This is a genomic window from Streptomyces sp. NPDC001536, assembly GCF_042894505.1.
Lineage (GTDB): Bacteria > Actinomycetota > Actinomycetes > Streptomycetales > Streptomycetaceae > Streptomyces.
The window spans coordinates 20,177-34,585 of the sequence record NZ_JBIAVQ010000015.1 but is presented as its reverse complement, the minus strand read 5'-3'; the positions used below and the strand labels follow the sequence as shown (position 1 = coordinate 34,585).

The 14,409-nt window shown below is 69.0% G+C and carries 13 protein-coding genes and 1 pseudogene; 4 read left to right on the top strand and 10 right to left on the bottom strand.

The annotated features are described in order from the left end of the window. Window positions 1–41: 41 nt before the first annotated feature. Window positions 42–1,265 carry an acetate kinase gene (locus ACFY0U_RS34020; protein WP_388642357.1) on the bottom strand — a complete coding sequence of 408 codons (1,224 nt, stop codon included), beginning with the start codon at window positions 1,263–1,265 and terminating at the stop codon, window positions 42–44. After that, window positions 1,262–3,355: a phosphate acetyltransferase gene (pta, locus tag ACFY0U_RS34015; RefSeq protein WP_388642355.1), complete on the bottom strand. Its 2,094-nt coding sequence runs from the start codon at window positions 3,353–3,355 to the stop codon at window positions 1,262–1,264. Before pta ends, ACFY0U_RS34020 begins: the two co-directional genes overlap by 4 nt. Window positions 3,356–3,537: 182 nt before the next feature. Between pta and ACFY0U_RS34010 the strand changes: the two genes are divergently transcribed. Continuing rightward, window positions 3,538–4,563 carry an ATP-dependent 6-phosphofructokinase gene (locus ACFY0U_RS34010; protein ID WP_388642353.1) on the top strand — a complete coding sequence of 342 codons (1,026 nt, stop codon included), beginning with the start codon at window positions 3,538–3,540 and terminating at the stop codon, window positions 4,561–4,563. Between the two features lie 44 nt (window positions 4,564–4,607). Here ACFY0U_RS34010 and ACFY0U_RS34005 read toward each other — a convergent pair whose 3' ends face one another. After that, complete coding sequence (locus ACFY0U_RS34005) at window positions 4,608–5,321, bottom strand: helix-turn-helix domain-containing protein (protein ID WP_388642351.1); 714 nt, start codon at window positions 5,319–5,321, stop codon at window positions 4,608–4,610. A 188-nt stretch (window positions 5,322–5,509) separates the two neighbouring features. Here ACFY0U_RS34005 and ACFY0U_RS34000 point away from each other — a divergent pair, with 188 nt between their 5' ends. Both ACFY0U_RS34000 and ACFY0U_RS33995 read left to right on the top strand, forming a co-directional pair. Next, the gene (locus ACFY0U_RS34000) at window positions 5,510–5,962 is read left to right on the top strand and encodes a PPOX class F420-dependent oxidoreductase (RefSeq protein ID WP_388642349.1); all 453 of its coding nucleotides are present in this window, start codon (window positions 5,510–5,512) and stop codon (window positions 5,960–5,962) included. A 342-nt stretch (window positions 5,963–6,304) separates the two neighbouring features. After that, window positions 6,305–6,628, top strand: a complete 324-nt coding sequence (locus ACFY0U_RS33995; protein ID WP_388642347.1) for a hypothetical protein — start codon at window positions 6,305–6,307, stop codon at window positions 6,626–6,628. 135 nt (window positions 6,629–6,763) lie between these two features. On the opposite strand, the gene ACFY0U_RS33990 is transcribed toward ACFY0U_RS33995, so the two are convergent. From ACFY0U_RS33990 to ACFY0U_RS33970, 5 genes and pseudogenes are all read right to left on the bottom strand, one after another. After that, window positions 6,764–7,591 (bottom strand): carbohydrate ABC transporter permease, encoded by an 828-nt coding sequence (locus tag ACFY0U_RS33990; RefSeq protein ID WP_388642345.1) that lies wholly within the window; start codon window positions 7,589–7,591, stop codon window positions 6,764–6,766. 5 nt (window positions 7,592–7,596) lie between these two features. Then, the gene (locus tag ACFY0U_RS33985; protein WP_388642343.1) at window positions 7,597–8,448 is read right to left on the bottom strand and encodes a carbohydrate ABC transporter permease; all 852 of its coding nucleotides are present in this window, start codon (window positions 8,446–8,448) and stop codon (window positions 7,597–7,599) included. 10 nt (window positions 8,449–8,458) lie between these two features. Next, window positions 8,459–9,841, bottom strand: a complete 1,383-nt coding sequence (locus ACFY0U_RS33980) for an extracellular solute-binding protein (RefSeq protein WP_388642341.1) — start codon at window positions 9,839–9,841, stop codon at window positions 8,459–8,461. A gap of 67 nt (window positions 9,842–9,908) precedes the next feature. Next, window positions 9,909–10,199, bottom strand: coding sequence for a hypothetical protein (locus ACFY0U_RS33975; RefSeq protein ID WP_388642339.1), 291 nt, complete (start codon window positions 10,197–10,199; stop codon window positions 9,909–9,911). A gap of 142 nt (window positions 10,200–10,341) precedes the next feature. Next, window positions 10,342–11,196: pseudogene (locus ACFY0U_RS33970) on the bottom strand (5'-methylthioadenosine/S-adenosylhomocysteine nucleosidase). Between the two features lie 74 nt (window positions 11,197–11,270). Between ACFY0U_RS33970 and ACFY0U_RS33965 the strand changes: the two are divergent. After that, window positions 11,271–11,816, top strand: a complete 546-nt coding sequence (locus ACFY0U_RS33965; RefSeq protein WP_388642337.1) for a hypothetical protein — start codon at window positions 11,271–11,273, stop codon at window positions 11,814–11,816. Here ACFY0U_RS33965 and ACFY0U_RS33960 read toward each other — a convergent pair. After that, window positions 11,803–12,489, bottom strand: coding sequence for a response regulator (locus ACFY0U_RS33960; RefSeq protein WP_388642335.1), 687 nt, complete (start codon window positions 12,487–12,489; stop codon window positions 11,803–11,805). The two genes, ACFY0U_RS33965 and ACFY0U_RS33960, sit on opposite strands and share 14 nt — an antisense overlap. Continuing rightward, window positions 12,486–14,348, bottom strand: coding sequence for an ATP-binding protein (locus ACFY0U_RS33955; protein WP_388642333.1), 1,863 nt, complete (start codon window positions 14,346–14,348; stop codon window positions 12,486–12,488). Before ACFY0U_RS33955 ends, ACFY0U_RS33960 begins: the two co-directional genes overlap by 4 nt. Window positions 14,349–14,409 lie beyond the last annotated feature (61 nt).

Genomic DNA, 14,409 nt, shown 5'->3' with positions numbered 1-14,409 from the left:
CTGGTGGAAGATACAAATGGGCGGCTATCTGCTCAGGCGTGTTACTGACGTGTATTACTTCCGACCAGCGCGTAGGTCTGTGTGGCGATCTCCAGTTCTTCGTCGGTGGGCACGACGGCCACGGCCACGCGCGCGTACTCCGGGGAGATCAGCCGCGGCTCGTCGCTCCGTACGGCGTTGAGCTCGCTGTCCACCACGAGGCCCAGTTCCTCCAGGCCCGCCACCGCAGCCTCCCGCACCGGGCTCGCGTTTTCCCCGACTCCCGCTGTGAAGGCGACCGCGTCCACCCGGCCCAGCACCGCGTAATAAGCGCCTATGTACTTCTTCAAACGGTGAATGTAGATGTCGAAGGCGAGTTGCGCCTGTTCGTCACCCTCGTCCACGCGGCGGCGGATCTCCCGCATGTCGTTGTCCCCGCACAGCCCGATCAAGCCGCTCTTCTTGTTGAGAAGAGTGTCGATCTCGTCCGTGGACATTCCGCCAACACGCATCAAATGGAAGATGACGGCCGGATCCACGTCTCCGGAGCGCGTACCCATCACGAGCCCCTCCAAAGGCGTCAGCCCCATGGAGGTGTCCACGCACCGGCCCTTCCGGACCGCCGAGGCCGAGGCCCCGTTGCCCAGGTGCAGCACGATGACGTTCACCTCCTCCGGCGCCTTGCCCAGCAGCTTCGCGGTGGCCCGGGCGACATACGCGTGCGAGGTGCCGTGGAAGCCGTAGCGCCGGATGCGGTGCTCGTCGGCGGTGGCGACGTCGATCGCGTACCGGGCGGCCGACTCCGGCATCGTCGTGTGGAACGCGGTGTCGAAGACGGCGACCTGGGGCAGGTCGGGGCGCAGCGCCTGGGCGGTGCGGATGCCGGTGAGGTTGGCCGGGTTGTGCAGCGGGGCGACCGGGATCAGCCGTTCGATCTCGGCGAGCACGGTGTCGTCGACGACGGTGGGCGCGGTGAACGTCTGCCCGCCGTGCACGACCCGGTGGCCGATGGCGGCCAGCTCGGGGGAGTCGAGGCCGAGCCCGTCCTTGGCCAGTTCTTCCGATACGGCTTCGAGGGCGGCCTCGTGGTCGGGGATCGGCCCGGTCCACTCACGGGTGGCACCTGTGGTGAGGGGGGTGTGCCTGAGCCGTGAGGTCTCCTCGCCGATGCGCTCGACGAGGCCCACCGCGAGCCGGCTGCTGTCGCTCATGTCGAGCAGCTGGTACTTCACCGACGAGGAGCCGGAGTTGAGGACGAGGACGCGGGTTCCGCGGGACGAGCTCACTGCTGGGACGCCTTCTCGGTGGGGGACTGGGCCTGGATCGCCGTGATGGCGACGGTGTTGACGATGTCCTGGACGAGCGCGCCGCGGGACAGGTCGTTGACCGGCTTGCGCAGACCCTGGAGGACCGGGCCGACGGCGATCGCGCCGGCCGAACGCTGCACGGCCTTGTAGGTGTTGTTGCCGGTGTTGAGGTCCGGGAAGATCAGCACCGTCGCCTGCCCGGCCACCTCGGACTCCGGCAGCTTGGTCGCCGCGACGGTGGGCTCGACGGCGGCGTCGTACTGGATCGGCCCCTCGATCCGCAGATCCGGTCGCCGCAGCCGTACCAGCTCGGTCGCCTCGCGCACCTTGTCGACGTCGGCGCCGGAGCCGGACGTACCCGTCGAGTACGACAGCATCGCGATCCGCGGGTCCACCCCGAACTGCCCGGCGGTCGCGGCCGCCTGGATGGCGATGTCGGCCAGCTGCTCGGCGTTCGGGTCCGGGTTGACCGCGCAGTCGCCGTAGACGAGGACCTTGTCGGCGAGGCACATGAAGAAGACGGACGAGACGATGTCGGCGTCCGGCTTGGTCTTGATGATCTCGAAGGCGGGCCGGATGGTCGCGGCGGTGGAGTGCACGGAGCCGGAGACCATGCCGTCGGCGAGCCCCTCCTGCACCATCAGCGTCCCGAAGTAGTTCACGTCGGAGACGACGTCGTACGCCAGCTCCACGGTCACGCCCTTGTGGGCGCGCAGGGTCGCGTACTTCTCGGCGAAGGAGTCGCGCAGCTCGCTGGTGGCCGGGTCGATGAGCTGGGCGTGGCCGAGGTCGATGCCGAGGTCGGCGGCCTTCTTGCGGATCTGGTCGACGGGGCCGAGGAGGGTGAGTTCGCAGACGCCGCGGCGCAGCAGCACCTCGGCGGCGTGCAGGACGCGCGGCTCGGTGCCCTCGGGCAGGACGACGCGGCGCTTGTCGGAGCGGGCCTGCTCCAGGAGCTTGTGCTCGAACATCATCGGGGTGACGCGGTCGCTGCTCGGTGCCGAGACCCGCTTGAGCAGGTCGCCGCTGTCGATGTACCGCTCGAAGAGGCCGAGCGCGGTCTCCGCCTTGCGCGGTGTGGCCGCGTTCAACTTCCCTTCCAGGGAGAAGAGCTGCTCGGCCGTCGGGAAGCTGTTGCCGGGCACCGAGAGCACCGGGGTGCCGGGGGCGAGACGGGCGGCGAGGGTGAGGACGTCGTCGTTCGGCACCTCGCCCAGGGTGAGGAGCACACCGGCTATCGGCGGGGTGCCGGCGCTGTGCGCGGCGAGCGAGCCGACGACCAGGTCGGCGCGGTCGCCCGGGGTCACGACGAGACAGCCCGGGGTCAGGGCGCCGAGGAAGTTCGGCAGCATCGCACCGCCGAAGACGAAGCCGAGCGCGTCCCGGGCGAGCCCCGAGTCGTCGCCGAGCAGCACCTTGGCGCCGAGGGACTGGCCGATCTGCGAGACGGTCGGCGCGGACAGGGCGGGCTCGTCGGGCACGACGTAGCAGGGCACGGGCAGCCGGGAGGAGTCGAGCCGCTCGGCGATGAGGTCCCGGTCCTCGCGGGTGACCCGGTTGGCGACCATGGCGAGGACGTCGCAGCCCAGGCCGTCGTAGGCGCGATACGCGTTACGGGTCTCGGCGAGCACCGACTCGGCGGGCTGCTTGCGGCCGCCGACGACGGGGATCACGGACGCGCCGAACTCGTTGGCGAGCCGGGCGTTGAGCGAGAGCTCGTCGGGGAGCTGGGTGTCGGCGAAGTCCGTACCGAGGACGAGGACGACGTCGTAGTCCCGCGCGACGAGATGGAAGCGGTCGACGAGCGTCGAGACCAGCTCGTCGGTGCCCCGTTCGGCCTGGAGCGTGGACGCCTCGTGGTAGTCCATGCCGTAGACCGTCGCCGGGTCCTGGGAGAGGCGGTAGCGGGCACGCAGCAAGTCGAACAGGCGATCGGGACTGTGGTGGACGAGGGGCCGGAAGACACCCACCCGGTCGACCTGCCGGGTCAGGAGTTCCATGACCCCCAGCTCGACGACCTGGCGGCCGTCGCCGCGGTCGATTCCGGTCACGTACACGCTGCGGGTCACGCGTGCTCTCCGTTCGAAAGAGGGGGCACAAAAATCGCCCACCGAGGTGAGCAGAACCCTCTTGACAATACCTCTCGCGCTGGATAAGGCGCCCGTCAGGAGTGGAGGCGGCGGTGCGGTGTGGGACGTGAAACAATCGGACTGGCTCACCGGTATCAACAGCGAGCAGGAGACACAGCACGATGCGTATCGGAGTTCTCACCGCAGGCGGCGACTGCCCCGGCCTGAACGCAGTGATCCGGTCGGTCGTGCACCGAGCGGTCACGCAGTACGGCGACGAGGTGATCGGCTTCGAGGACGGCTACGCGGGTCTCCTGGACGGCCACCACCGCAGCCTCGACCTCGACGCGGTGAGCGGCATCCTGGCCCGCGGCGGCACGATCCTCGGCTCCTCCCGGCTGGAGCGCGACCGCCTCCGCGAGGCCTGCGAGAACGCGCCCGACATCGCCCGTGCCTTCGGCATCGACGCGCTGATCCCGATCGGCGGCGAGGGCACGCTGACCGCGGCACGGATGCTGTCGGACGCGGGCCTCCCGGTCGTCGGCGTCCCCAAGACGATCGACAACGACATCTCCTCGACGGACCGGACCTTCGGCTTCGACACCGCGGTGGGGGTCGCCACGGAGGCGATGGACCGCCTCAAGACGACGGCCGAGTCCCACCAGCGGGTGATGGTCGTCGAGGTCATGGGCCGGCACGCGGGCTGGATCGCGCTGGAGTCGGGGATGGCGGCGGGTGCGCACGGGATCTGTCTGCCGGAGCGACCGTTCGACCCGGCCGACCTGGTGAAGATGGTCGAGGAACGCTTCTCCCGCGGCAAGAAGTTCGCGGTGATCTGCGTCGCCGAGGGCGCCCACCCCGCCGAGGGCTCCATGGACTACGGCAAGGGTGAGATCGACCAGTTCGGGCACGAGCGGTTCCAGGGCATCGGTACGGCGCTGGCGTACGAGCTGGAGCGACGCCTCGGCAAGGAGGCCAAGCCGGTCATCCTGGGCCATGTCCAGCGAGGCGGCGTACCGACGGCGTACGACCGCGTCCTCGCCACCCGCTTCGGATGGCACGCGGTGGAGGCCGCGCACCGGGGCGAGTTCGGGCGGATGACGGCGCTGCGGGGGACTGATGTGGTGATGGTGCCGCTCGCGGAGGCGGTCACTGAGCTGAAGACGGTGCCGAAGGATCGGATGGACGAGGCGGAGTCGGTCTTCTAGGAGTCGGTCTTCTAGGAGTCGTTCGCCGGCCTTCGTGGGGCCTTTCAGCCGGTGAATTGCTGGACGTTCGTCCAGAAGTGATCGACGATCCGGTCCAGGAAATCCCGGCCGGAGTGGCTCGACTCACCGGCCGCGCTGCCTTCTCCCCAGCTCAGCGTGGCGACCATCTGCCCCTGGTACTCCTGGTGCAGCTCCTGGAGGACGTCCTCCAGGAGCCGCCGGTCCAGGGGCACGATCTTGCTCACGGGACGGACGTACGCCTGCCAGCGCGTGGTGACGGCGCTGTGCAGCAGCTCGACGAGCCGCGCCTCGCGGCCGGTCACCTTGATGAAGTCCGGCAGCGCCAGGTCGAGCACCTCGGCGAGCGCGGCGGACTGCCGGTCGTTGCCGCGCCAGTCGTTGTTCTCCTCCATGCGCAGATAGGCGAGGAGTTCGAGTCCGAGGGAATGAGCGACGTCCTCGGGGGCCAGGCTCCGGCTGATGCGATGCTCGCGCAGGGTGCGGGGCTTGCCGATGAGTTCACCGGGGGAACACCACAACACGCCCGCGAGAGCGGTGAGTTCGGGGCTGGTGGGGTTCGTCATGCCCCGTTCCCACGCGATGACGAGGTCCGGGGTGACATAGGGCAGCCCGTAGGAGGCCCGCATGCCGTAGGCGACATGTTCGGGTCCCATGTTCAGGGCGGTACGGAGGCGGCGGGCGGCGGGGGCGTTGAAGGGAGGGCCTGGCTGGTTCGGTAGGGCTGGGGGTCGGCGCACGGGGCACAACGTAGGGGCCCTGGGCTCAGATGACTACGGTCTGTTCGGCCAGGAACACGGATTGTAGGAACGTACGGTTCAGGCCCCGGTCGGGGGTGGCCGAAGATCGTCTGTCGGGTGGGTGGGGGTGGTCGCGAGGATGGCGCGGAGTGCGTTGTTCCGGCGGCCGGGAAGGTGTGTGGATCTTCGTGTACGAAGTGAATGGCAAGGTAGAGGGGCATATTCGCGAGCGCCTGCTGGCGCCGAACTTCTGGCACCTCGCGACGGTGGGGGCAGACGGGTCTCCGCAGGTCTCGCCCATGTGGGCGGATCTCGAAGGGGAGTACGTCATGGTCAACACGGCGATCGGGCGCGTGAAGGAGGAGAATCTTCGGCGCAATCCGAGCGTTTCGCTGTCGCACCATGACCCCGAGAACCCCTACGACCGGGTGGAGATCCGGGGGCGGGTTGTGCGATTCGTCGAGGGGGAGGAGGCGGAGCGGTCCATGGATCGGCTTACTCGCAAGTACATCGGGGAGGAGCGGTATCCGTGGCTGCTTGCTGGGGAGCGGCGGGTGATGTTGTTGATCGAGCCGGTGAAGGTGCGGCGCGTTGTGGGGGTGGAGCCGTTCCGTCCCGGGGTGTTGCCTGAAGAGGGGTAGGGGAGGGCGGCGGGGGCGTACTTCGTTGCCACGCGGGGTCGGGGGCTGCACGGGGGTCGGCGTGGTGGGCGACGGGTACGGCGGGGATCGGTTCGAGTTTTCGGGCGCGGAGTTCAACGGGCGGGGTGGCGAACTGGACCTCCTGCTTCGGGCCTTCGACCCGTCGGTGGGGGACGGGTCGGTGCCTGTGTTGGTTGCCGCCATGTCCGGGCTCGGGGGGATCGGGAAGACCACGCTTGCGGTGGAGGCCGCGCATGAGGCGTGTGGGCGGGGGTGGATGCGCGGGGGGCGTTGTATCGGTCGGTGATTGCTGAGCGGGGGCGGGAGCGGGGTGCCGTACTGGTGCTTGCCGACAATGCCTCTTCTCCGGATCAGGTGCGGCCGTTGCTTCCCGGGGATGGGCGGCATCGTCTGCTGGTGACTTCGCGCGGCAAGTTGCCTCAGCTGGGGGCTCGGTTGCTTGCTTTGGACGAGCTTTCGCCGGGGGAGGCGTACGAGCTTCTCGACCGTGCGTTGCGGATTGCCGATCCGGACGACAGTCGGGTTGTCGATGAAGCCGAGGCCGCCGCGCAGGTTGCCTCGCGGTGTGGGTATCTGCCGCTGGCACTTCAGATTGCGGCGGCGCTGCTTGTGCTGGACCGGGACAAGGCAGCAAGGGTCTGGTGATCTTCCGTTAGTTCGAGGACTGGTACGAAACAGGCAACGTCTTGCACAACCTGGGCAACGTCCACAAGAACTTCGACCAGCCCGGCCAAGCCCGCGCCTACTTCTTCCAAGCCGCCGACGCCCGAGCCGAAACCCTCACCCCTTGACCGCTCCACCCAACGCGAACCCCCCACCCAACCGCCGCGCCACCAGCACGTACAGCAAAATCACCGGCGTCGAGTAGATCACCGAGAACGCCGCCAACTGCCCATACGCCACCATCCCCCGATTCCCGAAGAACTCATTGATGCTCACCGCAGCCGGCATCTGATCCGGTGTGAGCAGCAGCATGAACGGGACGAAGAAGTTCCCCCACATCATCACGAACGAGAACACCGTCACCACCGCCACACCCGGGCCCATCAGCGGCAGGACTATCCGGAGCAGGGACTGGAAGGGCGACGCTCCGTCCGTCCAGGCCGCCTCCTCCAGTTCCTTCGGAACGCCGTCCATGAAGTTCTTCATCAGCCATATGGCGAAGGGGAGTTGAGAGGCTGCGAAGAAGAAGATCGTGCCTTGCAGGGTGTCGATCAGGTTTACCTGGACGAACAGCGCGTACACCGGGACCATGATCGCGGTGATCGGCAGGCTTGTCGCGAACAGGATCGTGAGCAGGAAGGGTCTGTTCAGGCGGGACCGGAACCGTGACAAGGGATACGCGGCCAATGCCGCGCACACCACCGTCAACGCCGTACCCCCACCGCACAGCAGCAGGCTGTTCAGCAGCGGCGTGAACGTGATCTCCGGAGTCAGAACCGCGTCGAAGTTGGACAGGGTCACACCGTCAGGGACCTTCACCTGGAGGTTCGCCTCCGTGTCCACCGATGACAGGAGCACCCACGCCAGCGGGAGCATGAACGCGGCGGCCACCACCAGGAGGCCCGCGTCGGCCGCCAGACGGTGGGTCGTTCTGCGGGATGCCATGGGCGTCAGACCTCCGTCCGCAGCAGGCGCACGTACACCAGCGAGAACAGCGAGCCCACGACCAGAAGCAGCAGCGCCACCGCCGTGCCGTAGCCGATCATGCTCTTCTGGAACGCCTCCTCGTACATGAACAACGGCAGCGTCTGACTCTTGCCGCCCGGGCCGCCCCTCGTCATCACCCAGATCAGGCCGAAGACGGACAGGGTCTGGAGGGTGATCAGCATCAGGTTCGTGCCGATCGAGCGGCGGATCATCGGGAGGGTGATGTGCCACATGCGGCGCCAGCCGCCCGCGCCGTCGACCTCCGCCGCCTCGGTGATCTCCTTGGGGATCTCGTTCAGAGCCGCCGAGTAGACCAGCATCGAGAAGGCCGTACCCCGCCAGACGTTCGCGAAGGACACCGCGAGGATCGGGAGCGTGAACAGCCAGTTCTGAGTGGGGAGTTGGAGCCAGTCGAGGATGGCGTTCAGCGTGCCCTCGCGGCGGAAGAAGGCGTAGAGGAGGAAACCGGCGACCACCTCCGGGAGCACCCATGCCGCGATGACCACCGCGCCGACGACCGTACGCACCGGCTTCGAGGCCCGCCGCATCAGCGCCGCCAGCGCCAGGCCCAGCGTGTTCTGGCCGATCAGCGCCGACACGACCGTGAAGACCAGCGTCAGCCACACCGCGTTGAGGAACGCCTCGTCCCCGAACGCCGTACGGAAGTTCTCGAAGCCGATGAACGACTCCTGGGCCTGGCCGGTGAGTTGGAGGTCGGTGAAGGCGATGTAGGCGCAGTACGCGATCGGGCCGGCCAGGAAGAGGGTCAGGAGGACCACGGAGGGGAGGAGGGGCAGGGCGCGGACGGGCTTCATACGCGGGGGCTCACTTCTGGATCACCTGGTTGTCCGCCGCCGTCTTCAGCTCCTCGTCGTAGGCCTTCGCCGCCTCCTCCACCGACATGTCGCCCGTCGTCACACCCTCCATCGCCTCCTGGATCGCCGTGGAGACCTTCGGGTACGCCGGGTAGGCGGGCCGGTAGTGCGTGCTCGCGACGAGGTCCGTGAAGAACTTGATGCCGGGCTGGGCGTCGGCGTACGCCGGGTCCTCCGCGACGTCCTTGCGGACCGCGATGCCGGAGTTGGCGACGTACCACTTCTGGGCGTTCGCCTTCGTCTGCATCGTCTTGATGAAGTCGAAGGCCAGGTCGGGGTTGGCCGCCTTCGACGGGATCGCCCACGTCCAGCCGCCGGACATGCTCACCTTGCCGGGGGCCTGGCCGTTCTGTGTGGGCATGTAGGCGAGGCCCAGCTTCTGGGACCACTCGGGCCATTCGTGGCCGCTGCCGGGGAGCCAGTCCTGCGGGAGCCAGGAGCCGTCCAGGTCGATGCCGAGCTTGCCCTTGGGGAGGAGGTCGCCGCGGATGATGGTCTGGATGTTGGGGTCCAGGGCGGTCTCGACGTCCGGGCCGAGCTTCTCCTTGTAGACCGTCTCGACGAAGGAGAGGGCGTCCTTGAAGCCCTGGCCGCCGGCGATCCACTTCTTGGTGGCGGTGTCGTAGAGGGGGTCCGTGGTGCCGTCGTTCGTGCCGTAGAGCAGCATCTCGAAGCCCTGCATCGTCGCGGCCTCACCCGCGGGTTTGCCGGTGTAGACGTTGAGGGGGGTGACGTCGGGGACCTTCTCCTTGATCGTGCGGGCCGCTTCCAGGACGTCGTCCCAGGTCTTGGGCTGCCAGTCGGTCGGGAGGCCGGCCTTGCTGAAGATGGCCTTGTCGAACCACAGTCCCCGGGTGTCCGTGCCGTCCGGGACGCCGTACGTCTTTCCGTCCTCGGCTTTGGCCGCGGTCTTCGCCGTGTCGATGAACTGGTCCCAGTCCGGCCACTTGGCGAGGTAGGCGTCCAGGGGCTTCAAGTACCCGCTGGTGATGTCGGAGTTGATGAGGAACGTGTCCTCGTAGACCAGGTCCGGCGCGGTCTTGGGGGAGCGGAGCATCTGCTGGACCTTGGTGTAGTACTCCGAGTCCGGGGCCTTGATCGGGACGAGCTCGACCTTCTTGCCGGGATTCGCCTTCTCGAACTGCGACTTGATGTCGGCCAGGTACTCGTCCATCACCTTGACGGAGTTGTCCGTCGACTGCTTGAAGGAGACCTTCAGCGTGTCCGGGTCGCTGCCGGAGCCGGAGCTGCACGCGGTGAGGGCGGTGGCGGTGAGAGTGGCGGCGAGGAGTGTGGGGAGCGCGGAGCGAACGGCGGTGGGGCGCACGGGCATGACCTCCTACGGGCTCACGTGGGGGTGGCCTGGTGGCTGCCCGGTGAACGTAGGGGGAGTGGTCTAGTCAGGTCAATGACTCTGCGGCGGATTGGGCGTCGGCGGCTTCGGTGGGGGCGTTGGCTTGGGTGTAGTCGTCGGCGGCCTGGAGGTAGCAGGCGCGGGCTTCGGCGGAGTGGTCGATGTCCATGTGCGCGAGGGCCAAGTTGTCGAGGGTCTGGGCGGTCCCGTACCAGTCCTCGAACTCGGAGCGGACCTCCAGGGACCGGCACCCCTCTTCGCCCGCCCCGTGCGCCGCCTCCAATGCCAACGCCGTCTTGCCGATTCCGCCCATCCCCGCGACCGCGAAAATGATCACTTCCGTGCCACCGGCCCCCGGCGCGAGCTGCCTGAGCAGCCGCTTCAGCTCGGCCGACCGTCCAGTGAACCCCAACCGCCGTGGCGGGAGAGTCGCCGTCGCCCGCGGTACCGGCCCATGGATGGTGCCTTTGCCGATCCCGCTACCGCTCGACCCGCTTCCCGACGACGGGCCCGTGGAAGACCCCGCCCCGGAAGTCGATGTGGTCACCGCCGTATTGGGGCCCCTCCTCGGGGCCGGAGGGCCGGGAGTCGCCGGCTTCCCTGCTTCCGTGGGGCCGCTGCTTCCGCAGCAACGCCACCGCCACCGCCGCCGCCCGCGCGGCCGCCCGTTCCTGCGAACCGCCCGCGTCCTCCTCGGACTTACCCGGGTTCGCCCGGTCACTGATCCCACGGATCACCAACGCGTCCAACTGTCCGCTGAGATGCGCCGCGTGCGCCGCCCCCGACCCCTCCATCTCGATGGCGTTGGCGTCGTTGTAGTTGCGCTTGATGAACTCGGCGAAGGCCGACCTGCTGTCGGTCAGGACCACGTCCCCGCAGGCGATGGGCTTCAAGTGCCCCCTCACCTCCGCCATTCCCCGCAATGCCGACCGGGCCGCCTGCGACAGCCGATGGGATCCGTGCCAGACCTCGGGCCGTGTCTGGAAACCCTCCGGTGTCACCTTGCCGCCCTGCACGGCATACACCTTCGTCCCCACCACGACGTCACCGATCTCGACGTCGTCCTTGAGCGCACCCGCCACACCCACGAACAGCATGGCCTCCGGACGGAGTCAGGTGACGATCTGCGTGGTGAGCGCGGCGGCGTTCAGCGCGCCCTCGCCCAGTTCCGCGACGGCCACCGTCCACTCCGTACCGGCCAGTCGCCCTCGCTCCACCCGGGTACCGTCCTCGTGCACCAACTCCTCGACCTCGTCGCCCAGATGGGCACGTACGGCGTCGTACTCGACGGACAGAGCGGTCAGGACCACAACGGTGGGTGAAGTCTGCGGCACGCATTTAAGGTACTGCCAAGCACCCTTCCCACGAGGGGCGTTGGACATCGGGGCAGCCGGGGGAGGCGCAGCCAATGGCGGAGTCGGACGTCACCGTCGGGCAGTTGCTCCTCGCCGAGTACCAGACCCTCAAGGACGAGCAGAAGACCCGTATCGGCTTCCGCGACAACCTCCTCTACGTCACCCTCACCATCGTCGCGGCCGTCATCGCCGCCACCGCGCAGGCCGAGCGTCCCGACATGCTGCTCGCGCTCCCGCCGGTGTGCGTCGTGCTCGGGTGGACGTACCTCGTCAACGACGAGAAGATCTCCGCGATCGGCAGGCACATACGTCACGATCTCGGACCGAAGCTCGCCCGACTCGCGCAGGCCGAGCACGCGTTCACCTGGGAGTCCGCCCACCGCTCCGACTCCCGCCGGCGTCAGCGCAAGGTCATCCAGTGCGGGATCGATCTGCTCGCCTTCTGTGTCGTGCCCCTCGCCGGGCTCGCCGTCTACTGGGTGGCGGGCGGGACCGGCGCGGGGCTTCTCGTACTGTCGCTCGTCGAGGCGCTGACCGTGATCGGGCTCGCGGCCCAAGTCGTCGTATATACGCGGCCGTTCGGCCCTACGGCCCCTTGACCCACCGGTACTGCAACTCCGGGCGTCCCACGGTGCCGTACTGCGGGGCGCGCGCCGCCCTTCCCGCGTCCACCAGGTGCTCCAGATAACGCCGGGCGGTGATCCGTGAGATCCCCACGACCTCCGCGAGCCCGGTGGCCGTCAGTCCCTCACCGCTGTCCCGCAGTGCCACGGTGACCCGTTCCAGCGTCGGGGAGCTCAACCCTTTCGGCAGTGCCGCGGGCCCCGGCGCCCGCAGTGTCGCGAGCGCCCGGTCCACCTCGTCCTGCCCGCTCGCCTCGCCCGCCGCCGCGTGGAACTCGGCGTACCGCACCAGTCGGTCGCGCAGCGTGGCGAAGGTGAACGGCTTCAGGACGTACTGGACGACACCCAGCGAGACCCCTTCCCGTACGACCGTCAGGTCCCGCGCCGACGTCACCGCGATCACGTCCGCCTGATGTCCGGCGGCCCGCAGCGAGCGGGCGAACTGGAGACCGTGCACGTCGGGGAGGTGCAGGTCGAGCAGGAGCAGGTCCACCGGCGTACGGTCCAGCAGGCGCCGCGCCTCCGCCCCGGTGTGCGCCTTGCCCACGGCGGTGAAGCCCTGGACCCGGTTGACGTACATGACGTGCGCGTCGGCGGCGACCGGGTCGTCCTCCACGACCAGGACACGGATGGGCTGCTCACTCGTCATGCGTCGCCTCCAGAAGCGGTACCCCGCGAACCGGCGCCCTCCGGCGCGGGAGCCCCACGCCCGGAGCCCTCCGGTTCGGCACCCTCCGGCTCCGGGGTTCGCGGCTCGATCCCCACCGGTACGGCACCTGTCGTCGACGCATCTTCGGACACCACCGCCCCCGCCACACGCCCGGCCCCCACTCCGCCGCCCCGCGAGGACACCGACGCCCCGGCCTCCGCCTCGCTCCCGACGCTCACGGCCCGCTCCCGGGCCTCCCGCGACCCCCCACCCCGCAACGGCACCCGAACCTCGAACTCCGCCCCACCCTCCGCGGCCTCCGCCACCGTCAGTGTCCCCTCGTGCCGGCCGACAGCCTGTCGTACGAGAGCCAGGCCCAGCCCCCGCCCACCCGGCCCCGCCGGCTTCGTCGAGAAGCCGCGCTGGAACACCGCCTCCGCGTGCGCCGGATCCACGCCCGCGCCCGTGTCGGAGACGCGCAGGACCAGCTCACCCTCATCCGTGTAAGCCGTCACCGTGACCCGCGCGCCGACGCTGCCCTGCGCCGCGTCCACCGCGTTGTCGATGAGGTTCCCGAGGATCGTCACCAGGTCCCGGGAGGGCAGCGACGGCGGCAGCAAACCGTCGTCCAGGCGGCTGTCCTCCGACACCACCAGCTCGACACCCCGCTCGTTCGCCTGTGCCGTCTTCCCCAGCAGCAAGGCCGCCAGCACCGGTTCGCTCACTGCCGCCACCACCTGGTCGGTCAGCGCCTGCGCCAGCTCCAGCTCGGCCGTCGCGAAGTCCACCGCCTCTTCGGCGCGGCCCAGTTCGATCAGCGAGACGACCGTGTGGAGACGGTTCGCCGCCTCGTGCGCCTGTGAGCGCAGCGCCTGCGTGAAGCCGCGCTCGGAGTTCAACTCGCCCATCAGGGACTGGAGTTCGGTCACGTCGCGCAGGGTCACGACCGTGCCCCGGCGCTCTCCTCCGGACACCGGTGAGGTGTTGATCACCAGGACCCGGTCCGCCGTGAGGTGCACCTCGTCCACGCGAGGCTCCGACGCCAGCAGCGCACCCGTCAGGGGCGCGGGCAGGCCCAGTTCCGCCACCGAGCGGCCCACCACGTCGTCGGCCACGCCCAGCAGTTCCCGGCCGCCGTCGTTGATCAGCGCCACCCGGTACTGCCCGTCCAGCATCAACAACCCCTCGCGCACCGCGTGCAACGCGGCCTGGTGGTAGTCGTGCATATGGCTGAGCTCGGTCGCGTTCATGTTGTGGGTGTGGCGGCGCAGCCGGGCGTTGATGACGTACGTGCCCACCGCGCCCAGCGCCAGCGCGCCCGCGGCGACGCCCAGCAGGGCCGTCAGCTGGCCCTGCACCCGCTCGCTGATCGCCTCGACCCGGATGCCGGCGCTGACCAGGCCGACGACCTGGCCGTCCGTCTCGATCGGGGTGACCGCGCGGACGGAGCGGCCGAGGGTGCCCTTGTAGATCTCGGTGAAGGACTCGCCCCTCAGGGCGGGGGCGATGTGGCCGAGGAACTTGCGGCCGATCTCGTCCTTGTTCGGGTGGGTCCAGCGGGTGCCCTCGGGGTCCATGATCGTGACGAAGTCGACCTCGGCGTCGCGCATGACGCGCAAGGCGTACGGCTGGAGCCGCGCCGAGGGGTCGGACGTACCGATCGCCTCCCGGACCGACGGGGAGTCCGCGACCGTACGCGCCACCGCCATCGCCTGGCGGCCCGCCGCCTCCTCCGCCTGGCTGCGGTCGCTGACGTAGGTGAACAGCGCGTACCCGGCGACGAGCACCGCTATGAGCACGGCCTGCATCGCGAAGAGCTGGCCGGCCAGGCTGCGGGGTCGGGGGACCGGGATGTGCATGTCGTCAGTGTGCCCCCGACAGTAAGTGTGAACTAAATGAACGGAAGGGTGACCGCCCTCA

Bases quoted from the DNA above. Each gene is read 5' to 3' on its own strand.
- ACFY0U_RS34010 (WP_388642353.1), top strand. From the start codon at position 3,538: ATGCGTATCGGAGTTCTCACCGCAGGCGGCGACTGCCCCGGCCTGAAC.
- ACFY0U_RS33990 (WP_388642345.1), bottom strand. From the start codon at position 7,591: ATGGCATCCCGCAGAACGACCCACCGTCTGGCGGCCGACGCGGGCCTC.
- ACFY0U_RS33985 (WP_388642343.1), bottom strand. From the start codon at position 8,448: ATGAAGCCCGTCCGCGCCCTGCCCCTCCTCCCCTCCGTGGTCCTCCTG.
- ACFY0U_RS33980 (WP_388642341.1), bottom strand. From the start codon at position 9,841: ATGCCCGTGCGCCCCACCGCCGTTCGCTCCGCGCTCCCCACACTCCTC.
- ACFY0U_RS33965 (WP_388642337.1), top strand. From the start codon at position 11,271: ATGGCGGAGTCGGACGTCACCGTCGGGCAGTTGCTCCTCGCCGAGTAC.
- ACFY0U_RS33960 (WP_388642335.1), bottom strand. From the start codon at position 12,489: ATGACGAGTGAGCAGCCCATCCGTGTCCTGGTCGTGGAGGACGACCCG.
- ACFY0U_RS33955 (WP_388642333.1), bottom strand. From the start codon at position 14,348: ATGCACATCCCGGTCCCCCGACCCCGCAGCCTGGCCGGCCAGCTCTTC.